This is a genomic window from Micromonospora sp. NPDC093243 (assembly GCF_044753725.1).
In the GTDB taxonomy this organism is placed as follows: domain Bacteria; phylum Actinomycetota; class Actinomycetes; order Mycobacteriales; family Micromonosporaceae; genus Micromonospora.
In genome coordinates this window covers 38593-60525 of sequence record NZ_JBIVNT010000013.1, presented here as the reverse complement: position 1 = coordinate 60525, position 21933 = coordinate 38593, and the positions used below count along the sequence as shown (strand labels likewise).

Below are 21933 nucleotides of genomic sequence, written 5' to 3'. Positions count from 1 at the left end.
GTCGGGCCGGCAACCGCCGGCGCCCCCTGCGGCCCCGTGGAACGGGACCTTCGCCTGAAGTCGGCCCACGATCGACGATCGCGGGCCGAGTGAGTTGCGCTGCCACTATATCGGGCCGTCGGTGCAGGGCCGCTGCCCCGAGCGCCGGCTTGCGGTCTGCCTTCTCTGATGTGGCGGAGGTCACCTCGCGTAAGGCGTCCTAGGACACTAGTCGAAGGGTCAGGCGGTGCGCACAGCCGAGCCGGTCTGCTGCTGGTCGGCAGCCGGCGCGGCGGCCTGGCCGAACGCGAGCAGCGCGAGCAGCAGTTCGTGCTGGGCGCGGGGCGGCATCCGGTCGAGTACCGCCTGCACCGCCCGGTGCCGCCGCTCGGTCAACTCGCGCAGCAGCTTCTCGGCCGCCGCGGTGGGTCGCAGCCGCACCTCGCGCCGGTCCCGCGGGTCCGCCACCCGACGCAGCAGCCCGGTGGCCTCCAACCGGTCGCACAGCCGACTCGCCGAGGAGGGCACCACGTCCAGCAGCTCGGCCAGCCGGTTGACGTTCGTCCCCGGCCGGCTGCTGATCAACGACAGCACCCGCAACTGGGTCGGCGAGACCGAGATGTGGTGCCGGGAGGCGGCCGAGTCGAGCACACCGACCAGCACTTCGGCGGCGGCGTCGATCGCCGCGGCGAGATCCGGAGGTCGCTCCATCCGATGTCCCCTGCCATCGTCCCGCTCGTGCCCGACCGCGGCGGGGCCGCTCATCCGCCGTCCCGGCCGCGGAAACCGCGCCAGTCCAGGCAGACCACGACGGCGTCGTCGCGCAGGTCGGTCTCCGCGTGGTAGGCGTGCAGTTCGCGCATCACCGTACCAACCGCCTCGGCGGCCGGCTGCAACCGCGTGGCCCGCATCGACCGGGCCATCGCCCGCTCGCCGTACGGTTCCTGCTCGGCCGGGGCGGCCGCCCAGACGCCATCGCTGACCACGAAGAGGCGGTCGCCCGGCGCCAGCTCGAACTCCTGCAGGTCGTAGCGCGCCTCGGCGAACATGCCCAGCGGCAGCTGCTGCTCCAGCGCGATCTCCTCGACCGTGCCGCCGCGCAACCGCAGCACGTGCGGCGAACCCGCGTCGACCGCCCGCACCAGTCCGGAGCGGATGTCCACCTCCAGCAGCAGCGTCGCCACGTACCGCCGACCCCGGTGCTGGTAGTAGAGCGTGTCCGATGCCAGCTCGGCCTGCTCGGCGAGGCCACCACCGGAGCGGCGGGCGTTGCGCATCGCGTTGACCGCGACCGCGGTGAGCAGGGACGCGGCCAGTCCGTTGCCGTCGCCGTTGAGCACCGTCACGGTCAGCCGGTCACCGTCCACCGACCAGTCGAAGTGGTCACCGCCCACCGTGTACGCCGGTTCGAGCTGCCCGGCGAGGTCGAACGCCTGGTGCGACACGCTGCGCCCGGGCAGCAGCTCCCACTGCATCTCGGCGGCCATGCTCAGCCGCTCCCGGCGCCGCGCGCGGCGGTAGCGGTCGGTCTCCCGGTCGGCCGCGCGTAACGCCACCGCCAGGTCGCCGGCGATGTCGGTGGCTTGCGCCTCGACGCTCCGACCGGGCGCGCCGGGCAGCTCGATCAGCAGAACCCCGAGCCGCTCCCCCCACACCGACAGCGGCAGGTAGAGCCGGCACCGCCCGTCGTCGGCGGCGTCGCGGACCGGCTGCTGACTGCTGAAACAGCGCTGCGCCACTCCCTGGCAGGCGAGAAAGCCGGCCGCTGGCAGTTCCGGGTCGAGCACCGGCCAGAGCCCGCTGATCCGGTAGTCGGCGATGAAGACATCGGTCCGGGTCGCGCCGAGGGCGGACCGGATAGCCTGGTCGGCGGCCTCCACCAGCTGGTCGGGCGGGGCAGCGCGGAGAGCACGCGACACCGAATCGGGCGCGTCCACCATGGTTGTTCCTCCGGGATACTTGCTGTAGGGCAAGCATCATACGGACAGGGTCCGACGGCCGGACGGCGCGGTGCCCGGCTGCCCCCGAGACGGGGAACGGCTAGTCGTCGCCCCGGACCGCGACCCCGCCGTGGAAGGCGTCCGGCACCTGCGGGGGCGGTCCTTCCGGACGCCACCTGGTGACCGGGACGATGCCGTCGTCGGTCGGCGTCCAGCGGCCCAACAGCGGCCGGAACGCCGACGGCGGACGCATCCGGAACGCCGGCCCCATCATCGCCAACGCCTGCGGATAGCCGGCCAACTCCTCGGTGTCGAAGTCGACCGCCAGGCAACTGCCCGGGGCCGCCGCCGTGTACAACTCGTCGAGCGTACGGGCCAACGTGTCGTCGTCGAGGAACGCGGCCAGACCGAGGAAGACCACTCCCACCGGCCTCCTCCCCCAGCCCGGCACGAACCGGTGCAGCTGGGCCGGGTCGACCGTGCCGACATCGGTGGCGTCGCCGTAGCCGTAGCCGGCCCGGTCGCTGCCGGCCAGGATGCGCTGGCCGAGCCGGATCGTCACCGGGTCGACGTCGGTGTAGAGCACGGTGGCCTCCGGCGCCACCTCGTGCACGTTGCCCATCGTGGGCACCCCGGCGCCGAACACCAGGAAGCTGTCCACCCCGCGCGCCGCGATGGCCCGTACCGACCGGCCGAGGAAGGCGCGCAACGCCCGGAACACCGGCGCGCACGGCCCGTACGCCTGCTCGAAGGCCTGCGCCGCGGCCACGTCGACCGGGAAGTGGTGCTCCCCGCCGAGCCAAAAGTCGATCATGCGCGCGGTGCTGGGCTGGTCGGGTTCAACCATCGATGACGCTCCCTCCCCGGTGGTCGTCGCCAGCGTACCGACCGGGCGTCCTGGGCGGTATCGCCCCGCCCGTGGCACCTCGGCCGGGATACTGGCGCAGGGTGGGCGGGAGGTGGGCGGTGAACTCGGCGGAGAGCGCGGCCGTGGTGGTCGGCGTGGACGGCTCCGAGCTGTCGCTGCGCGCGGTACGGCTGGCCGCGGCGGAGGCCGCCCGCCGACACCGGCCGCTGCGGGTGGTGCACGGGTTCATCTGGCCGCTGCTGCACGTGCCGCTCACCGCCGCGCCCGACGGGCCACCCGGCGGCGGGCTGCGCAACCAGGCGGAGCAACTGGTCGCCACGGCGGTCGCCGAGGCCGAGGCCGCCGCGCCCGGGACACGGGTCTCCGGAGAGATCATCGACGGCGAGGCCGCGGCGGTGTTGCTCGGCGAGTCGCCCACCGCCGCGCTGATCGTGCTCGGCGACCGGGGGTTGGGGGGCTTCACCGCCCTGGTGGTCGGGTCGGTGGCGATCCAGGTCTCGTCGTACGCCGACTGCCCGGTGCTGGTGGCCCGCGGCGCCGAGCGCACCGACGGGCCGGTGCTGGTCGGGGTCGACGGCTCGGAGCTCTCCGACCACGCGATCGAGTTCGCCGCCGAGACCGCGTCCGTCCGTGGCGCCCCGCTGCTCGCGGTGCACGCCTACCGCCATCCGGCCTCCACCGGCCCCGGTGACATGCAGCCGCTGGTCTACGACGCGGCGCAGCTGCGCACCGACGAGGACCGGCTGCTCGCCGAGTCGATCAGCGGGGTCCGCGAGCGGTACCCGGACGTGTCGGTCAGCCGCAAGGCGGTACGCGGAAAACCCGGGGCGGTGTTGGCCGAGGCCTCCCGGCAGGCGCAGCTGGTGGTGGTCGGCGGTCAGGGGCGCGGCGAGTTCAGCGGGTTGCTGCTGGGGTCGGTGAGCCAGTCGGTGCTGCACCACGCGGACTGCCCGGTCGCCGTGGTCCGCGCGCCCCGCTGAGCACGGTTGGCCGGCCGGCCAGCGGGTAGACGAGCGCGTACGCCATCGGCGACAGCGACCGGAGGAGGCAGTGATGCCAGGACCACGGCCGGGCAGCAACGCGTACGACAAGCAGCGGGCGCGGATACGCAACGCGATCGACGATTCCGGGCGACGGGTGCCCGACGGCCGGGCGAACCAGGTCGCGAACCGGATCCTGCAGGAGGACCGCGGCCAGCGCGGCGTGGTTCGCGGGGAACGGACCTACGGCCCCAAGGGCGAGCGCGAACCGGGCGACCCGAAGTGAGGACCGCGGACCTGGCCGACGGCGCCATCGCTGGCGCCGTCGGCACCACCGCGTTGAACGTCGTGACCTACCTGGACGTCGCGCTGCGGGCACGGCCGTCCAGCAGCACACCCGACGAGGCCGCCGGGCGACTCGCCGGCGCCGCGCACCTCGACCTGGGGCCCCCGGCGAAGGCGGCGAACCGCCGCTCCGGGCTGGGCGCCCTGCTGGGCTACGCCACCGGGATCGGCGTCGGTATCGGATTCGCGCTGCTCGCGCGCGGACGCCGGCAGCCGCTGGCGGCGGCCGGCGGTCTGTTGGGAGCCGGTGCGATGACGATGACCGACGGCTCACTGACGGTGCTGCGGGTCAGTGACCCGCGCACCTGGCGGCGTTCCGACTGGCTTGCTGACATCGTGCCGCACCTGGTGTACGGCGTGACGACCGCAGCCACCTGGAACCGGCTGCGGTCGCCCGTGAAGCGCCGGGGCTAGCCCGGGTCGCCGCTCTCGTCGTCGGCCAGCGGCTCGCCCGTGGGGCCGTACGGCGACGCCTGTCCCTTCGGCACCGGCCGGCCCGCGTCCCCCTTCGAGGAGCCACGGTTGAGTGGATGGCCGGTCGGCTTCGGGCCCTTGCTGTCCTGGCTCGTCGCGCCCTTGGCGTTGCGGCGCAACTCCTGCTGCTGCGGATTCACCATCGGTGTCTCCTTCCGGCTGGGCTGATCACGGGATCGACCGCCTCCGCAGTCGGTTACCCGCCGCCGTCGGCGGCATTCCGCCGGGCCGGCGGGGCTAGCCGAGCACCGGGCGGGTACACCCCGAGGATGGGTGACCAACGAGCGGTGGCGCGGGCCCTGCTGGACCGGCGGGGACGGACCTACGCCGAGGAGGCCGGCATCCAGCTCGCCGACCGGCCGGCTCCGCTGTACCAGCTACTCGTGCTGGCCACGCTGCTGAGCACGCGGATCCGGGCCTCGGTGGCGGTGGCCGCCGCGCGGGAGCTTTTCGCGGCCGGCTACAAGACCGCGCAGGCGATGGAGAAGGCGAGCTGGCAGCAACGCATCGACGCGCTCGGCCGCGGCCACTACCGCCGCTACGACGAGCGGACCTCCACCATGCTCGGCACCGGCGCCCGGCTCTGCCTGGACCGCTGGCACGGCGACCTGCGCCGGCTGCACCTCGAGGCGGGCGGCGAGCCGGCCGGGCTGCGCAAGCGGCTCACCGAGTTTCCCGGCATCGGCCCGACTGGCGCGGACATCTTCCTGCGCGAGGCGCAGTCGGTCTGGACGGACCTGCGCCCGTTCGCGGACCGGCGGGCCCTGGCCGGCGCGAAGCGGCTCGGCCTGCCCGGTTCGCCGGACCGGCTGGCGGGCCTGGTCGGTGGCGCCGAGTTCGGGCGGCTCGCCTCGGCCCTGGTCCGGGTGGCCCTCGGTGAGGAGTCCGCCGGCGAGGTCACCCGCGTCGCGGCCGCCCGCTGACCCGCTACTTCGCCGGCTGGCCGGGCTTGGTCAGGTGCCACACCAGCAGCGACGCGAGCAGGGCCAGCAGCACCAGCCCGCCGGTGAGCCCACGACCCTCGTCGGGGTCCCGGCCGGTGGTCCCGAAATAGATCACCGCGAGCCCGGCGAGCACCGTCAGAAACGTCCGAAGACCTCGGTCCTTCACGTACCGGACGGTACGAGCGGGCAGCGGCGACGGTGGTGGTTTTCGGGCAGATTCCCCCGTCCGGGGTGACCCGGGGCGTCGCGTCAGTCGGTCTCCAGGTCGTCCAGCGAGATGGCGTGTGTCATCAGCCAACGAGCCAGCGCCGACATCCCGAACAGCCAGAGCGGGGCCGACTCGGTGGTGCCGTTGGTGGCGAAGATGGCGAAGCGCAGGTCGGGCGCCCGGTACGCCTCGATCCGCCACCGGTGCTGCCGGTCGCGCCAGACCGCAGAAGGGTCCATGCCGTCACGGTAGGTGACGGCAGCGTGGCGACGGCGCCCTTCGGCAGCGCGGGCCGCCATCCACCGGCACACCAGCCGGCCCTGGTCGGCTCAGGGGGCGGCGGTGACCACGACCCGGGCGTCGTCGGGCAAGCGCCGGGTGAGGCCGCGCCGGTCCAGCAGCTCCAGCAGCGGCACCGCCACCCGGCGGGTGGTGTCCAACGCCTGCCGGGCCGCGGAGAGGGTGAACGGCTGGGGCAGCCCGGCCAACACCCGGACCGCGTCATTCGCGGCGTCCGGCAGCAACACCACGTTCTCCGCCAACCGCAGCAACGCCCCCGCCCGGACCGCCGCGCCGATCTCCCGGGGTCCCAGCCCCAGATCGGCCAGGTGGTCGGCCTCGGGCGCCCGGAACGGGCGGTCGCCGTACTCCTCGCGGATGCGCTGCACGGCTCGAGCCACCGGTGCGGGCAGCGCGTCGCCGCTCGTCGCGGTGACCCGGCCGCCGTGCACCCGCAGCGGCGGCCGGACCAGCGCCTCGACCAGCGCCCGGTCCGGCAGGGCGAGGCGCTGCCGCAGCGTCTCCACGGGCGCGCCGGGCTCCAGCGGGTGCTCCCGGGCGTGCCGGGCGACCTCGTCGACCAGCCGGGCGGCGAGCTGCCGCCAGTGCTCCGGATCGGCCAGCCAGTCACCGGCCACCGGGCGGGCGTCGACCGGGACGCCCATCCGGGTCAGCTCGACGGCACGGGCCAGCTGTCGGCGGCGCAGCTCCCCCGCCAGGTCGGGACGACCGTCCAGCCCGGCCAGCACCGTCGCGCGGGCCGCCGCCGCGCCCCGGCGGGCCAGCGGCGGTGGCGCCACGTCGAGCACGGTCACGCCGCCGGCGACGTGGTGGCGACCGGGGTCGCGCAGCAGCGCCCGGTCGCCGACGAGCAGCGGCAACGCCCGGGCCAGCCGCAGCCGGACGGTGTCCGGCCCGAGCGGGCGGACCCGCGCCGGCACCGCGGCCGAGCCGACGTGCAGGGTGAGAGTGGCCGGCAGGTCCGCCGCCGGGTCACCGGCGACCCGGACGTCCACCAGGTCGGTGCGGTGGAACCGGTCCGGGCTGAGCAGCGCGTCACCGCGGGTCAACCGGTCCCGTGCGGTGCCGCGCAGGTTCACCGCGACCCGGGCCACCGCGGTCACCTCGGACCGGGCCACGCCGAGCGACTGCAGGCCGCGTACCCGCACGGTTTCGCCGGTGCCGGCCAGCTCCAACTCGTCGCCGACCCGCAGCCGGCCCGCGCCGAGCGTGCCGGTGACCACGGTGCCGCTGCCCCGGATGGTGAAGCTGCGGTCCACCCAGAGCCGCACCGGGGCGACCGGGGCCGGCGCCGGCTGCCGCGCGGCGAGCCGGTCCAGCGCCGCGCGCAGCTCCGGTAGCCCTGCGCCGGTCACCGCGCTGACCGCGACCGCCTCCACCGCGCCGAGGGAGGTGGCGGCGATCTCCTTGCGGGCCCGCGCGGTCGCCGGACCGGGATCGGCCAGGTCCGCGCGGGTCACCGCTAGCAGGCCGTACGAGACGCCGAGCGCGTCCAGGGCGGCCAGGTGCTCGGCGGACTGCGGCATCCAGCCCTCGTCGGCGGCGACCACGACCAGTGCCGCCGGCACCGGGCCCACCCCGGCGAGCATGTTCGGCACGAACCGCTCGTGCCCGGGGACGTCGACGAAGGCGACCGTGCCGCCGGAGGGCAGCGAGGTCCAGGCGAAACCGAGGTCGATGGTCATGCCCCGGCGGCGCTCCTCGGCCCACCGGTCGGGTTCCATCCCGGTCAACGCCCGGACCAGGGTGGACTTGCCGTGGTCGACGTGCCCCGCGGTCGCGACGACCCACACGTCAGTCGTCCCCTGGCACGGCCAGCACCGCCGCGCGTACCGTCTCGTCGGCCTCCGGTGGCACGCACCGCAGGTCCAACAGCAGCCGCCCGCGCACCACCCGGCCGAGCACCGGCGTCTCGCCGGTGCGCAGCGGCGCCGCGTACCGCTCGGGCAGACTCAACGCCCACGAGTCCAGTTCCAGCCCGGGGGCGCCACCACCGCCGACCACCGCCACCGCCGGCACCACCTCGGCCTTGCGGCCGTCGGCGCCGAGCCGGTCGCGCAGCCGTTCGGTACGCGCCCGCAGCGCGCCGGCGTCGGCGTGCAGGGCCACCCACGTCGGGTTCTCCGGCCGATGCAGGGTGGCGGCGAGCGCGGCGAGGGTGAGCTTGTCCACCCGCAACGCCCGGGCCAGGGGGTGCCGGCGCAGCCGCTCGACCAGCTCGGCGCTGCCGAGCAGCAGTCCGGCCTGCGGACCGCCGAGTAGCTTGTCACCGCTCGCGGTGACCAGGTGCGCGCCGGCGCGCAGGGTGCTGGCGGCGTCGGGCTCGTCGGGTAGCAGCGGATCGGCGGTCAGCAGCCCGGATCCGATGTCGACGACGACCGGCACGTCGAGGGTGGCCAGTTCCCGTACCGCCACGGCGGAGGTGAAGCCGGTGACTCGGAAGTTCGACGGGTGCACCTTGAGCAGGAAGGCGGTGTCCGGGCCGACCGCCGCGGCGTAGTCGGCCAGCGTGGTCCGGTTGGTGGCGCCCACCTCACGCAGCCGCGCGCCGGTGCTCTCCAGCAGGTCCGGCAGGCGGAAGCCGTCGCCGATCTCGACCAGTTCGCCGCGGCTGACCACGATCTCCCGGCCGGCGGCGAGCGCGGTCGCGGCGAGTACCAGCGCCGCGGCGCCGTTGTTGACCACGTGCACGGCGGCGGCGTCGGGAACGGCGGCGGCCAACGCGTCGATGGTGTCCCGGCCCCGACGGGCCCGGCGCCCGGTGGCCAGGTCCAGCTCGACGTCGGTGTGCCCGGCGGCGGCGAGCAGCGCGCTGACCGCGGGGCCGGACAGCGCCGCGCGGCCCAGATTGGTGTGCAGCACGACGCCGGTGGCGTTGAGCACCGGCCTGGGGGCCGGCGCCGGCAGGGTCGCCATGGCGGCGTCCGGTACCTCGTCGGGCGCTATCTCACCGCGCCGGGCGCGGTCCTGGGCGTACGCCACGGCGGCCTTGACCCGGCTCCGGCCGAGGGTGTGCACGGCAGCGGCCAGCCTGGGGTCGGCGAGCAGCACATCGGTGCGGGGTACGCGGCGACGCGGGTCGACCTGCCCGTCACGCATCGCGTCATCTCCCACTGCGGTTGGCGGAGACGGACGGGAATCGAACCCGCCTGGCCCGGGTCCCGGACCACACCGGTTTTGAAGACCGGGAGGGGCACCAGCCGCCTGAACGCCTCCATCGAGCATTTGACCACAGCGCCGCGGCGTGCGCGCGGGGAGGTCGAAAACCTCTCGGACCCTGCGGTCAGTCGGTGGTCGCGTCCCGGCGGTTCGCCCGCTCCCGCTGCGGCACCACCGTGTACTTCGGATCGCGGGCCGAGGCGACACCGGCGTAGAAGACGCCGAACCGGGTGGCCACCGAGGCGGCGAGCAGAGCGGCGCCGGAGAGCCCGGAGAGCACCCGGCTGCGCCGGCCGATCAGCGCGCCGGCCACCCCGGCCGCGGTGAGCGTGCGGCCCAGCCGCAGCATCCGGCCCGGCCGGCCGGTGCGGTAGGGCTCGCTGAGCAGACCGAGTCGGGTCTCCACCCGATGCGCGCCGGTGAGCTCCAGGGCCGCGCCGGCCACCGCCATCCGCCGGGCCGGGCCCGCCTGGGCGGGCGGCGCGGCGATCAGCCCGACGCCGGCGCCGCTGGCCAGCGCGCTGCCCGCGAAGATGATCGGCAGTTCGGGGTACGCCTCATGCCAGGACGGCACGGCGGTGTCCGCGAGCAGCACGCCGGTGTACGTGGCCAGCGCCGGCGCGGTCACCGCGGCGGCCAGCCCGGCCGCGTGCCCCAACGGCGGCAGCAGTCGGCGTGCGACGCCGGGCAGTCCGCGCTCGGGCAGCCAGGGCGCGGCCTCGGTGATCGCGGCCAGGCCGGCGACCGGCCCGTACGCGGTGAGGATCCAGGTGCCCACCGACATCGGCGAGGTCGGCTTCGCCACCCGCAGCATGTGGTGGAACCGCGCCGGCCGGCCCAGGTCCTTGATCAGGAAGACGGCGCTGGCGCTGACCGCGGCGAGCGCGGTGACCCGGCCGGCCTTGCGCAGCGCCGGCCGGCCGGTGAGCTGCCCGCCGGCGGCGAGCAGCGACGAACCGGCCGCGAGCCCGCCGGTGAAGAGGTACGCGGCGATGTCCCACTTCCACACCGGCGCCTTGAGGATCGGCCGGCCGTAGTAGGAGGTGAACTCGGCCTCGGGAACCTTCAGCTCCTCGCCGCCTCCGCGACGTCTGCGGCGCCGTTCGCCGCGCCCCGTCCGATCCGGCCTGGACGCCGTACCGGCTGCGTCACGGCCGGGGCCGACGCTGAGCGCGTTGGCCGGCGCACCGGCCGGCGGCTCAGCGGGGTGGTCACTCGACGCGCGATCGCCACCGGCGGCGGTCAGGTCGGCGTCGAGGCGTTCGCGGAACCGGCGGAAGCGGTCGCCGACCGGCGAGGAGTCGGCACTCACGAGGAACCTCCGACGAACGCGGCGACGGCGGCCGCCGCCATGGCGAGCGCGGCGAGGCCGGCGCGTTTCCACATTTTCGGCAGGTCACGGGTGGTCACGACCGGATCCGGGGGCAGACCGTACACCTCCGGCTCGTCCAACAGCAGGAAGAACGCCCCGTCACCACCCACACCATCGTTCGGATCATGACCGTACAGACGTGCCTCCGACACCCCCCGCCCATGCAACGTCGCCACCCGCGCCGCCGCCCGACCCCGCAGCTCCTCCAACGGCCCGTACTGAATCGACTCCGTCGGACACGCCTGCGCACACGCCGGCGTCATGCCCGCGCCGAGCCGGTCGTAGCAGAGTGTGCACTTCCACGCCCGACCGTCATCCTTACGCTGGTCGATCACCCCGTACGGGCAGGCGGAGATGCAGTAGCCACAGCCGTTGCAGATGTCCTCCTGCACCACGACCGTCCCGAACTCGGTACGGAACAGCGAGCCGGTCGGGCAGACGTCCAGACACGCCGCGTGGGTGCAGTGCTTACACACGTCCGACATCATCAACCAGCGGAAATCGGTGCGTTGCTCCGCGCCGGTGCCCCGGCCCGGCGGCTGCGCCCCCGGCATCCCCAGGAACTGCGGCGCCTGGCCACCGTCGCCCGCCACCGCTCCAGCCTGGTCCGGCCGCTCTCCGGCGGCGACCGGGGCGCCGAGCACGTCGGCACGGCCGCCGGTCATCCGGGCGGCGGCCCACGGTGCGCCCGTCGGCAACGCCGGGTCCGTGCCGGTTTCGTTGCCGGTGCCGGCCGCGACGGCGGCCGACACCGCGCTGACCGGCTCTCCGGTCGGCGTACCCGCGAACGGCGGGCTGCGGTGCCCGGCCGGGCGAGGCTGCTCGATGAACGCCACATGCCGCCACGAGTTCGCGGTCAACGCGCCGGTGTTGTCGTACGACATGCCGAGCAGGTCCAGCCCGGAGCCGGGTACCCCGTTCCACTCCTTGCAGGCCACCTCGCACGCCTTGCAGCCGATGCAGACGCTGGTGTCGGTGAAGAACCCCATCCGGGGTGGCGCGGACGTCCAACCGGCATCCGGCGCCGGGTCCAACGGCCCGTACAGGCTGTTCGGGTCAGGAATCATCGCGCCCCTCCCCGTCGAGGTCGCTGGTGACCACCGGGACGTTCCGGCCCGGCGTGATGCCGGCCCGTCGCTGATACTCGGCCACCAGGTCGAGCAGGGCCGGCCCGGTGGGACGGCGGCCCGGCCGGATGTCGCAGGTGCCGACCTTGCTCTCCTGGATCAGCACGTTCGGGTCCAGGGTGATCCCGAACAGATCATTGGCGGAGTCGCCGGTGACCAGACCCTCGAAGCCGAAGTGGTAGGGCAGCCAGATCTGGTGGATGATCCGGCCCTCCACCCGCAGCGGGGTGAGCCGGTCGGTGACCAGCACCTTCGCCTCGATCACCGCCCGGCCGCTGACCAGGTGCGCCCAACCCAGGTGGTCCAACCCCACCTCGACGGCCAGCTCCGGCGAGACCTCCACGAACATCTCCGGCTGCAACTCCGCCAGCGGCCGCACGGTACGGCTCATCCCGCCGGCCGTGTGGTGTTCGGTGAGCCGGCTGACCGTGAAGACGTACGGGAAGACCTGATTGTGCTCCTCCGGCGGGCTCGGGTTCACCGAGTTCGCCGGGTGCGGATACACCTTGCGGGTCGGGTTGGCCTGCTGCCGGTAGAGCGGGTTGCGCACCGGCGACTCGGCCGGCTCGTAGTGCGTCGGCAGCGGCCCGTCCAGGACCCCGCTCGGCGCGTAGAGCCAGCCCTTCCCGTCGCCCTGCATGATGAACGGATCATCACCGGCGATGCCCTCCGTGCCGGACGCGCCCGCCGGGGGCCGATACGACGGTGGCTTGGTCTTTTCGAAGTCCGGCACGTCGTAGCCGGTCCACTCGCCCTTCTCCGGATCCCACCAGACGTACTTCTTGCGCTCGCTCCACGGCCTGCCGTCCGGGTCGGCGGAGGCGCGGTTGTAGAGGATCCGCCGGTTCGCCGGCCAGGCCCAACCCCACTCGGCAGCCACCCAGTCCTGCTCGTGGCGCGACTTGCGCCGGGCGGCCTGGTTCACGCCGTCGGCGTACACCCCGGTGTAGATCCAGCAGCCGATCGCGGTGGAGCCGTCCGCGCGGGCCTCGGCGAACGTGGACAGTGGACGGCCGGTCGCCACGTCGTACCCGTTGATCTCGCGCAGCACCGACTCGGCGCTCGGCTCGGCGTGCGGGCCGTGCGTGGGGTAGTCCCAGGTGAGGTCGAGCAGCGCCCGGTCCCGGGGCAGCTCCGAGCCGGCCAGCTTCTCCCGAAGCTTCCGGCCCAGGTGATAGAAGAACCACAGCTCGGAGCGGGCTTCGCCCGGTGGCTCGACGGCCTTCTCCCGCCACTGCAACAGCCGCTGGGTCTGGGTGAAGGTGCCCTCCTTCTCCACGTGCGAGGCCGCCGGCAGGAAGAACACCTCGGTGCGGCACTGCTCGGGCACGATCTCGCCGGTCTCGGTCTCCGGGCCGTTCTGCCAGAACGTGGCGCTCTCGATCATGAACAGGTCGCGGACGACCAACCAGTCCAGGTTCGCCATGCCCAGCCGCTGCGCGCGGCCGTGCGCGGAGCCGACGGCCGGGTTCTGACCGAGCAGGAAGTAGCCCTTGACCTTTCCGTCGATCATGTTGAGCACCTGCTGGTAGGTGCCGTGGTCGCCGGTCATCCGGGGCATGTAGCCGTAGCAGTAGTCGTTCTCGGCGGTGGCCGCGTCGCCCCAGTACGCCTTGAGCAGGTTCACCCCGTAGGCGCGGGCGTTGCCCCAGAAGCCCTTCTGGCCCGGATGCCGGATGCTGTCCACCCACTCGTCGAAGGTCGGGTGGTCGGCGTGGTGCGGCATCGGCAGATAACCCGGCAACAGATTGAACAGCGTCGGGATGTCCGTGGAGCCCTGGATGCTCGCGTGCCCCCGCAGCGCCATGACCCCGCCGCCCGGGCGGCCCATGTTGCCCAGCAGCAGCTGGATGATCGCGCCGGTACGGATGTACTGCACACCGACGCTGTGCTGCGTCCAGCCCACCGAGTAGATCAGCATGCCGGTGCGCTCCCGGCCCGAATTTCGCGTCCAGGCCTCGGCCAGCTCGAGGAACTTCTCCTGCGGAATGCCGCAGACCCGCTCCACCATCTCCGGCGTGTAGCGGGCGAAGTGTCGCTTCAGGATCTGGTAGACGCAGCGCGGATGCTGCAACGTCTCGTCCCGCCGGGTCTGCCCGCCCACCTCCGCGCCATGCGACTCGTGCCGCAGGCCGGCGGCGGTGTCCCGCTCCTTGGCGGTGTGCCCGCTGCCGGAAGAGCCCTCATGCCCCTCGTACTGCCAGCTGTCCTGCACGTAGCTGCCGGTCGCCGGGTCGAAGCCGGAGAAGAAGCCGTCGCCGTCCTCGGTGTCGGTGAACTGCTCGCTGACGATCGTGGCGGCGTTCGTGTAGGAGAGCACGTACTCCCGGAAGTCCAGCTCGTTCTCCAGGATGTAGCGGACCACCCCACCCAGCAGGGCGATGTCGCTGCCCGCCCGGATCGGCAGGTACGCATCGGCCACCGCGCTAGTGCGAGTGAAGCGTGGGTCGACATGGAACACCTTCGCGCCGCGCCGCTTGGCCTCCATCACCCACTGGAAGCCCACCGGATGCGCCTCGGCCATGTTCGAACCCTGGATGACGATGACGTCAGCGTTGGCGATGTCCTGCTGGAAGTCCGTCGCACCGCCACGACCGAAGCTGGCCCCCAGACCGGGGACGGTGGCGGAGTGTCAAATACGCGCCTGGTTCTCGATCTGCAACGCCCCCATCGCGGTGAACAACTTCTTGATGAGGTAGTTCTCCTCGTTGTCCAGCGTCGCCCCACCCAGACTGGAGATCCCCAGCGTCCGGTTGAGTGGCCGTCCCTCGCTGTCGACGTCCTCCCAGGTCTGCTCGCGGGCGGCGAGGATCCGGTCGGCGATCATGTCGACCGCGGTGTCGAGCTCGAGGTCCTCCCACTGCGTCGAGAACGGCCGCCGGTAGCGGACCTTCGTCTGGCGCAACGGGCTGGTCACCAGACTCTTGCTCGCGGCGCCCTTCGGACAGAGCCGACCACGGGAGATCGGACTGTCCGGATCCCCCTCGATCTGACTGACCTGCCCGTCCTTGACGAACACCCGCTGACCACAACCCACGGCGCAGTAGGGGCACACCGACCGCGCCATCGAATCCGCGGTCTCGGTACGCGCCGTCAACTCCGCCGACCGAGCCGACTGGGCGGCGGCACCCCGACCCAACGGGTCGGTGCCGGTGAGCTGCCGGTAGACCGGCCAGCCCTCGATGAAGGTACGCAGACCCATCCGCGAACCTCCCTCCCCAGGGTCGACGTCGACCCCAAGAACATAAGCCAGCCGGCACGGTCCCGCGACCCGGGGAGACCCCGGCTTCACACCCGAACGCGTTGCGGCGAGGCGGGGCCGTGCGTGGCGGGGCGCGGTGCGGCGCGGTGCGCGGTGGGAAGCCTGCGGTGCGCGGTGCGGCGCGTGCGGTGCGCGGCGCGGTGGGGCGCGCGGCGGCGCGCGGCGCGGGACGCGGGGGTTGGCGAGGGGGCGGGCAGGCCACGGCTTGAGGGGTGGGGCGTAGACAGCGTCGCCCCCGGCCTGGTGGCCGGGGGCGACGCTGGGGTGTCGGTGTGCTGGTCGCCTCGCGGCGAGTGGCACGAACGCGGCTCCAGCCGAACGGTAGTCCGCGACGGCAATTATCAAGTGAGGCCCGGGGACACAGGACACACCGACACCCCACACAACCTACCCACGTCCCTGGGCATTCCCACCCCTCAGAACCAGATCCACGGCCTGCTCCCTCGCCGGCTCCAGCAAAGCGGTGGGCACCCGGCGGTGACCGTCCGCCGCCGCGGCACCGGCCATGTACTCCGACGCGTCGCCGGAGCCTGACCTGTCCGCCGCCGCGTCGCCGGGGTGGCCTGTTCACCGACGTGGCCACCCAGGTCGCCTACCGGCGCGCGTCGCGGTCGGGATACACCACCGGCGAGGGGCGAGCCGCACCCGGGCCAGCATGTCGCGCAGCCCCTGGCTCGCCGGCGCACTGGAGATCTTGGACAGTTTCCGTTCGCGGCTGACGGTAACTGTCCAAGATTGGCGCCGAAGATGCCGGTGGCCGGCGCCCCCCGGGTGGGGTGCCGGCCATGGGGATCGGGATAGGCCGCTGGCCGGCACCCGATACGGGTGCCGGCCAGCGGTCAGGTGATGTGATCTGTGCTGTGTCAGCTGTTCCAGTGCTGGGCGACGAGGTCGGCGGCCTGCTGCTCCCACTGGGCGTAGGCGTCCGGGTAGGCCGACACCTGCACCGTCTGCGCGGCGTCGGTCAGCGGCATGTCCTGCCACCCGTCGACCTGCTTGAGACCCTTCTGGAACGCCATCGTCGAGTAGACGGGGTCGGTGATCTGCTCCGGGGTGCCCCAACCACTGGAGGGGCGCTGCTGGAACAGACCCAGCGAGTCGTGGTCGTTGGCGTCGCCGAGGTGGCCGAGGTTCTCCAGCTTCGACTCCTGCAGGCTGGTGGCGATCGAGATGACCGCGGCCCGCTCGTCCAGACCCGACTTCTTCGTCGCCGCGATGATCGCCTTGACGTTGGTGGTCTGCTCGTCGTTGAGGTCGATACGCGACTGGGTGCCCTGGGTGCCGTGCGGGATCAGCTTGGCGGTGTCCACACCCGGCTTGTCGACCTGCACCACCGCTACGGCGGTGGGCTTGGCGTCCACGACCGGCGCGGCGGCGTGGGCGGCCACGGGGCCGGCGAAGATCCCACCGGCGAAAGCCAGACCAGCAACACTCAGAACGCTCTTACGCATGATCGTGTTCATCGGGAAGCTCCAATTCGGGGGTAGACACCCACACCACCGACGGGGGTCGGCATACGTGCGCGGGTGTGCGGCACCTCGACAAGGCGCTCGTGGATCAAGGGGGAAAGTCTTCCGGCCGGGCCACACGTCAGGGGCTCATCGACCAAGGGGATCCGACGCGGGGGGCTTACGGCGTCGGGTCCAGATGTAACGACCGGCGGCCCACCATCATTCCGGGGTCGGCTCGTCGGCCGGGTCCAGGTGTAACGGCCAGGGGGCGGCCGTCATTCCGGGGTTGGCTCGTCGGCCGGGACCAGATCTAACGACCGGCTGCCCGCCGTCATTCCGCGGGCCAGGCCACCGTCCGCGACCGGATCGACCGGCCGACCGAACGGGCTGCTACCTCGGCCGTCGGGGGTATTCAACGACGCCCGGCCGCCCGCCATTCCGGCCCCGGGATGCCCCCGGTCACACCCCAAACCACCCATACGCGCCCGGCCGGGAATTGAGCGCCACGGCTTCCCCACCCTGAACCGGACACTCGCCCCATGCCACGCCGGCCGGCACCAGCCCGGTCGGGCACCGCATGAAACGGACAATCGCCCCAAACCACATGGGTGAAACGCGGCCCCTAGATCAGCAGCCCGGCACACAAGGGCCTCATCGACCGCCAACTGACAACCGGCGGACCAGTGGCCGACGGCGAACGGCCTACTGAGGCACGCAGGGTCGCAGACGCTTCACGGCAGCCCTCGACGGCCGAGTGATCGGCTCGGGATCGCTGATGTCGGTTGCAAACCGAGCGAACCGGTTACCGCCGCATCACCGACCACGAGACCATCAAGGGCGAAAACCTCCTGATCCACTCCAGTTCGCCGACATGGCGGTATCCGCGCGGGAGGGACACCGCCATGTCGGCGAAACGGAGTGGATCACCCCCGTGCCCGCCGGGACCGTCGAGCACGGGGGCCTTGAGCAGGACCCCGCGGAGCCGGGACGGCGGCCGGCTCTCCAGTCCTGGTCGGGCGGGGCTGGACGGGCCGGTCGCGGACGGCGTGCGGTGGCAATACCCCATAAAGCGACGGTGGGGTTACCCTGACACCATGCAGGGCGTCTCCCCCACCGCGTCCGGCGTGGCCTTCCTGGCCCGCCCGGGCCGCCCTGCCGTGGTCACCCGGACGCTCGTCGAGTTGGCCGGCCCCACCCGCGGCGTCGTGGAGCTGCCGGTACGGCTGATGTGGAACGCGGAGCGCACGTTCGACCTGGGCGACCCCGACCAGCTGCTCTGGCTCTACGAGAACGTGCTGCGCGAGACCACCCGTGCCGAGGACCTTCGCTCGCTGATCAACGGGCGGACGCTGCGCCGGGTGTGGCGGCTGCTCAACCTTCCCCGCGGCGTACGGCAGGCGTGGGAGAGCCGCCACCACCCGCTGCGTACCGCGTGACGACCGCGCACCTGCACGAGTTCTATCGCGAGGTGGCCCGGGTGGCGCTCTCCGCGGCCGGTCCGCACCGGTTCGTGTTGGGCGGTGGGGTGGCCTGGGCCGCGCACGGGCTGGTGGCCCGACCGACCGAGGACGTGGACCTCTTCGCCGACGTGGAGGGGGCGGCGGCCGCCGCCGCCACCGGGGTGCGTACGGCGCTGGAGCGGGCCGGGTTCGAGGTCGCCGACGCCGACCCGGACGGCGACCTCGCCGACCTCTTCGAGGGGTATGAGCGGGACATGAAGGACTTCGTGGTGAGCCGGGACGGGCGGCAGATCCGGCTTAGTCTGGCCCGCCTCGACCGGCACCGCAGCCCGGTGGTGATGGACCTCGGTCCGGTGATGGACGTCCGCGACCTGGTCGCCAACAAGATCGCGGCACTAATCAACCGGCGCGAGGTGCGCGACTACATCGACGTCGCGGCCGCCCTTGAGCACTACGACGTGGCGGAGCTGCTGGAGCTGGCCCGGCAGGTCGACCCGGCACTCGACCCGGAGGACGTTCGGGCGGCCGGCCGCTACCTGGACCGGGTACCGGCCCAACGGTTCGCCCGCTACGGCCTGGACGCGGCCGCTGTCGCCCAGGTTCGCGCCCGCCTCACTGCTTGGCCCCGCTGACGCAGCTCCGCACCCGCCTCACCGCACCGGCCCCACTGACGCAGGCCCGTATCCGCCTCGGCTCGGGCCTCGTTGGCACAGGGCCACGTCCCGCCGCACGGGCCAGGCCCCGCTGACGCAGCTCCGCGCCGCGGCCGTCCCCGCCCACCCGGGCCGCCCACCCGGCTCGGCCCGGCGGGTGGCGGACGACGGGCGGGACGGCCCGGGATCGGACGCACGGGTTCTGGCGAGTGTTCAGGTGATCGGCCGACCACCGGTCACGCCGAGCACCTCCCCGGTCACGAAACTCGACTCCTGGGAGGCGAAGAAGACGTACGCGGGGGCCAGTTCGGCCGGCTGCCCGGGCCGGCCGATCGGGGAGTTCGCACCGAACGACTCCACCGCCTCCTCGGGCATGGTCGCCGGGATCAGCGGCGTCCACACCGCGCCCGGCGCGACCGAGTTGACCCGGATGCCCTGCTCGGCCAGGTCGGCGGCGAGAGCCTTGGTGAAGTTCGCGATGCCGGCCTTGGTGATCGCGTAGTCCAACAACTGCGGGGACGGCTCGAACGCCTGGATGGACGAAGTGTTGATGATCACCGAACCGTCCGGCAGGTGCGGAACCCCCGCCTTGCACAGCCAGAACATCGCGTACAGATTGGTCTTCATCACCCGGTCGAACTGCTCGGTGCTGATCCCGGCGATGCCCTTCTCCTGAGACATCTGGTAGGCCGCGTTGTTCACCAGGATGTCCAGACCGCCAAGGTCGGCGACCGCCCGTCCGACCAACTCCTGGCAGTGCCGCTCGTCGGTGATGTCGCCGCGGACCGCGACGCCCCGACGGCCGGCCTCCTCGATCAGCCGGACCGTGTCCCGGGCGTCGGCGTCCTCCTCCTCGCCGAGGTAGGAGATGAGCACGTCGGCGCCCTCCCGGGCGAAGGCGATGGCGACGGCCCGGCCAATGCCGGAGTCACCGCCTGTGATCAACGCGCGCTTGCCGGAGAGCCGGCCGCTGCCCCGGTACGACTCCTCGCCGTGGTCCGGCTTCGGGCGCATCCGCGCGGTCGCGCCGGGCGCCGTCTGCTGCTGCTTCGGTTGCCCCGACTGCTGGCCGTACTGGCTGGTCGGGTCCTGCTGGGCGTACTGGTCCTCACTCACCGACGTCTCCTCGGGTGCCTGCCGGATCCGGTCCCCGTTGGCCCTACCCCGGCCCGCCGGGCGGAAACGACGGCCCGGGTGTCACATCCTGGCCGGGCGCGGCGCTGGTGGTGTGGAACACCGCGGGCCGCTGTGGCAGGAGTGACAGCTGCTCGTTATGGTGCGCTCGGCGCCCACGAGCGCGTCCACCCCCATGGAAAGGCACGTCATGACCTCTCCCTCCGGTCCGTCGCGACGCCAGGTCCTCGCCGCCGCGGCCGCCGCGGCGACGGCCCCGCTGATCGTCGCGGCGCCCGCCGAGGCGGCCGGCGCGGCACACACGCGCACCTGGGATCTCACCCTCCTGGGTACGTCGGACACCCACGGCAACGTCTACAACTGGGACTACTACCGCGACGCCGAGTACGACGACAGCAAGCAGAACGACGTCGGCGTCGCGAAGCTGGCCACCCTGGTCAACCAGATCCGTGCCGAGCGGCGCGGCAAGGCCACGCTGGTGCTCGACGCCGGCGACACCATCCAGGGCACTCCGCTGGCGACCTACTACGCCAAGCAGGAGCCGATCACCGCGACCGGCGCGAAGCACCCGATGGCCCGGGCGATGAACGTCATCGACTACGACGCGGTGACGCTGGGCAACCACGAGTTCAACTACGGTCTGCCGCTGCTGGACCTGTGGATCCGGCAGCTCGGCTTCCCGGCCCTGGCTGCGAACGCGATCAACGCGAAGACCGGCAAGCCGGCGTTCCTGCCGTACGTCATCAAGAAGGTCTCCCTCGGCTTCGCCGCGCCGACCCTGCGGGTCGGCATCCTCGGCCTGACCAACCCCGGTGTGGCCATCTGGGACAAGGGCAACGTCGAGGGCAAGCTCCGCTTCGACGACATGATCGCCACCGCGGCGAAGTGGGTGCCGATCATGCGCGCCCGGGGCGCGGACATCGTGCTGATCTCGGCGCACGGCGGCGACAGCGGCACCTCCAGCTACGGCCCGGAGCTGCCGAACGAGAACCCGGTGGCGCTGATCGCACAGCAGGTGCCGGGCATCGACGCGATCCTCTTCGGTCACGCCCACAACGAGGTCGTCGAGAAGTTCGTGACCAACGAGCGCACGGGCGAGCAGGTGCTGCTCTCCGAGCCGTCGAAGTGGGGTCAGCGCCTCACCCGGATGGACTTCACGCTCGCCCGCAAGCACGGCCGGTGGGCGATCACCAAGAAGTCCGCCACCATGCTGAACACCAACACCGTGGTCGAGGACCCGAAGGTCCTCGCCGCCGTGCGGGCGCAGCACGAGAAGACCATCGCGTACGTCAACCAGGTCGTGGCGCAGGCCACCGTCGAGATGTCCACCGTCGAGTCGCGGTACAAGGACACCCCGATCCTGGACTTCATCAACCACGTCCAGGCCGAGACGGTCAGCAAGGCGCTCGCCGGCACGCAGTACGCAAGCCTGCCGGTGCTGTCGCAGGCCTCGCCGTTCAGCCGCACCGCGGTCTTCCCCGCCGGCGACGTGAAGATCCGCGACGTGGCGGGGCTCTACGTCTTCGACAACACCCTCGAAGCCGTGGTGCTCAACGGCGCCGAGGTGCGCGCGTACCTGGAGTACTCGGCGAAGTACTTCCGCACCCTCGCTCCCGGCGCCCCGGTCGACCCGGAGCAGATCAGCGACTCCACGGTGCCGGACTACAACTACGACGTCATTTCCGGCCTGGACTACGACATCGACATCTCCAAGCCGGTGGGCCAGCGGATCACCCGGCTGGTGCTGGCCGGCACGGACACCCCGGTGGCGGACGACGCGCAGTTCGTGATCGCGGTCAACAACTACCGGCGTAGCGGCGGCGGGAACTTCCCCGGCATCGTCAAGACCCAGGTCTACAACGAGCAGCAGGAGATCCGCCAGCTGCTGATCGACTGGGCGCAGGCGAAGGGAACGATCGACCCGGCCGACTTCTTCCAGTCGAACTGGAAGCTGGTGCGCGAGGGCGTGCCGGTCTTCTGACCGATCCGGATCGGACGGGCCGCGGGCGTCACGCCCGCGGCCCGTCCGCGTCAGCGCGCCGGGCGTCGTCGGGTCAGGCGCCGTGCCGCAGGTCCCAGCGCGCCGGGTCGTCGTCGGCCGGCCGACCTCGGCCCGGGTCGGTCTCGGTCAACGCGACCAGCTCCTCCGGGCGGACCGCGGCGGGCAGCTCGCCGAACCGGACGTGCCGCAGGAAGGCGTAGTCGTCGTCGGTGAACGGCGGTACGGAGTGCGCGTCAGTCATCTGCGGCCTCCTTCGACGAACCCATTCTCTGCCG

The 21933-nt window shown here is 72.8% G+C and carries 21 protein-coding genes and 1 tRNA gene; 7 read left to right on the top strand and 15 right to left on the bottom strand.

What is annotated here, in order from left to right; all coding sequences use genetic code 11:
- Positions 1-219: 219 nt before the first annotated feature.
- The 3 genes from ACIP9D_RS31510 to ACIP9D_RS31500 form a co-directional block, all read right to left on the bottom strand.
- Complete coding sequence (locus ACIP9D_RS31510) at positions 220-690, bottom strand: MarR family transcriptional regulator (RefSeq protein WP_350874491.1); 471 nt, start codon at positions 688-690, stop codon at positions 220-222.
- Between the two features lie 50 nt (positions 691-740).
- Entirely contained in the window at positions 741-1919 is a 1179-nt protein-coding gene (locus ACIP9D_RS31505; RefSeq protein WP_350874492.1) for a PP2C family protein-serine/threonine phosphatase, read from the bottom strand.
- Positions 1920-2019: 100 nt separating this feature from the next.
- A complete protein-coding gene (locus ACIP9D_RS31500; protein ID WP_350874493.1) occupies positions 2020-2766 on the bottom strand; it encodes an SAM-dependent methyltransferase in 747 nt (248 codons plus the stop codon).
- Positions 2767-2885: 119 nt separating this feature from the next.
- On the opposite strand from ACIP9D_RS31500, the gene ACIP9D_RS31495 reads away from it, so the two are divergent.
- From ACIP9D_RS31495 to ACIP9D_RS31485, 3 genes are all read left to right on the top strand, one after another.
- Positions 2886-3767, top strand: a complete 882-nt coding sequence (locus tag ACIP9D_RS31495; RefSeq protein ID WP_350874494.1) for a universal stress protein — start codon at positions 2886-2888, stop codon at positions 3765-3767.
- A gap of 73 nt (positions 3768-3840) precedes the next feature.
- Positions 3841-4053, top strand: coding sequence for a phosphatidylethanolamine-binding protein (locus ACIP9D_RS31490; RefSeq protein WP_350874495.1), 213 nt, complete (start codon positions 3841-3843; stop codon positions 4051-4053).
- Positions 4050-4526 (top strand): hypothetical protein, encoded by a 477-nt coding sequence (locus tag ACIP9D_RS31485; protein ID WP_350874496.1) that lies wholly within the window; start codon positions 4050-4052, stop codon positions 4524-4526. Before ACIP9D_RS31490 ends, ACIP9D_RS31485 begins: the two co-directional genes overlap by 4 nt.
- On the opposite strand, the gene ACIP9D_RS31480 is transcribed toward ACIP9D_RS31485, so the two are convergent.
- Positions 4523-4729 carry a hypothetical protein gene (locus tag ACIP9D_RS31480; RefSeq protein ID WP_350874497.1) on the bottom strand — a complete coding sequence of 69 codons (207 nt, stop codon included), beginning with the start codon at positions 4727-4729 and terminating at the stop codon, positions 4523-4525. The genes ACIP9D_RS31485 and ACIP9D_RS31480 overlap by 4 nt on opposite strands.
- 126 nt (positions 4730-4855) lie before the next feature.
- Between ACIP9D_RS31480 and ACIP9D_RS31475 the strand changes: the two genes are divergently transcribed.
- The gene (locus tag ACIP9D_RS31475; protein WP_350874498.1) at positions 4856-5509 is read left to right on the top strand and encodes a hypothetical protein; all 654 of its coding nucleotides are present in this window, start codon (positions 4856-4858) and stop codon (positions 5507-5509) included.
- A gap of 4 nt (positions 5510-5513) precedes the next feature.
- Here ACIP9D_RS31475 and ACIP9D_RS31470 read toward each other — a convergent pair whose 3' ends face one another.
- The 9 genes from ACIP9D_RS31470 to ACIP9D_RS31430 form a co-directional block, all read right to left on the bottom strand.
- Positions 5514-5696, bottom strand: coding sequence for a hypothetical protein (locus ACIP9D_RS31470; protein WP_350874521.1), 183 nt, complete (start codon positions 5694-5696; stop codon positions 5514-5516).
- An 83-nt stretch (positions 5697-5779) separates the two neighbouring features.
- Positions 5780-5977 (bottom strand): hypothetical protein, encoded by a 198-nt coding sequence (locus ACIP9D_RS31465; protein WP_046570210.1) that lies wholly within the window; start codon positions 5975-5977, stop codon positions 5780-5782.
- 90 nt (positions 5978-6067) lie between these two features.
- Positions 6068-7831, bottom strand: coding sequence for a selenocysteine-specific translation elongation factor (gene selB, locus ACIP9D_RS31460; RefSeq protein ID WP_350874499.1), 1764 nt, complete (start codon positions 7829-7831; stop codon positions 6068-6070).
- 1 nt (position 7832) lies between these two features.
- Positions 7833-9137, bottom strand: a complete 1305-nt coding sequence (gene selA / locus ACIP9D_RS31455; RefSeq protein WP_350874500.1) for an L-seryl-tRNA(Sec) selenium transferase — start codon at positions 9135-9137, stop codon at positions 7833-7835.
- 21 nt (positions 9138-9158) lie between these two features.
- Positions 9159-9254 (bottom strand) — tRNA-Sec (locus ACIP9D_RS31450).
- Positions 9255-9321: 67 nt separating this feature from the next.
- On the bottom strand, positions 9322-10509 hold the full coding sequence (nrfD, locus tag ACIP9D_RS31445; RefSeq protein ID WP_350874501.1) for an NrfD/PsrC family molybdoenzyme membrane anchor subunit: 1188 nt from the start codon (positions 10507-10509) through the stop codon (positions 9322-9324).
- Positions 10506-11633 carry a 4Fe-4S dicluster domain-containing protein gene (locus ACIP9D_RS31440; RefSeq protein ID WP_350874519.1) on the bottom strand — a complete coding sequence of 376 codons (1128 nt, stop codon included), beginning with the start codon at positions 11631-11633 and terminating at the stop codon, positions 10506-10508. The genes nrfD and ACIP9D_RS31440 overlap by 4 nt, the downstream gene beginning before the upstream one ends.
- Positions 11626-14898: a formate dehydrogenase gene (gene fdh, locus ACIP9D_RS31435; RefSeq protein ID WP_350874502.1), complete on the bottom strand. Its 3273-nt coding sequence runs from the start codon at positions 14896-14898 to the stop codon at positions 11626-11628. The genes ACIP9D_RS31440 and fdh overlap by 8 nt, the downstream gene beginning before the upstream one ends.
- Positions 14899-15821: 923 nt before the next feature.
- A complete protein-coding gene (locus ACIP9D_RS31430; protein WP_400451368.1) occupies positions 15822-16421 on the bottom strand; it encodes a hypothetical protein in 600 nt (199 codons plus the stop codon).
- Between the two features lie 1082 nt (positions 16422-17503).
- On the opposite strand from ACIP9D_RS31430, the gene ACIP9D_RS31425 reads away from it, so the two are divergent.
- Positions 17504-17845 (top strand): hypothetical protein, encoded by a 342-nt coding sequence (locus tag ACIP9D_RS31425; RefSeq protein ID WP_350877201.1) that lies wholly within the window; start codon positions 17504-17506, stop codon positions 17843-17845.
- Complete coding sequence (locus ACIP9D_RS31420; protein WP_350877203.1) at positions 17842-18501, top strand: nucleotidyl transferase AbiEii/AbiGii toxin family protein; 660 nt, start codon at positions 17842-17844, stop codon at positions 18499-18501. The genes ACIP9D_RS31425 and ACIP9D_RS31420 overlap by 4 nt, the downstream gene beginning before the upstream one ends.
- 234 nt (positions 18502-18735) lie before the next feature.
- On the opposite strand, the gene ACIP9D_RS31415 is transcribed toward ACIP9D_RS31420, so the two are convergent.
- The gene (locus ACIP9D_RS31415) at positions 18736-19638 is read right to left on the bottom strand and encodes an SDR family oxidoreductase (RefSeq protein WP_350877204.1); all 903 of its coding nucleotides are present in this window, start codon (positions 19636-19638) and stop codon (positions 18736-18738) included.
- 208 nt (positions 19639-19846) lie between these two features.
- On the opposite strand from ACIP9D_RS31415, the gene ACIP9D_RS31410 reads away from it, so the two are divergent.
- Complete coding sequence (locus ACIP9D_RS31410; RefSeq protein WP_350877206.1) at positions 19847-21637, top strand: 5'-nucleotidase C-terminal domain-containing protein; 1791 nt, start codon at positions 19847-19849, stop codon at positions 21635-21637.
- 73 nt (positions 21638-21710) lie between these two features.
- Here ACIP9D_RS31410 and ACIP9D_RS31405 read toward each other — a convergent pair whose 3' ends face one another.
- Entirely contained in the window at positions 21711-21899 is a 189-nt protein-coding gene (locus ACIP9D_RS31405; protein ID WP_350877208.1) for a hypothetical protein, read from the bottom strand.
- Positions 21900-21933: the final 34 nt, after the last annotated feature.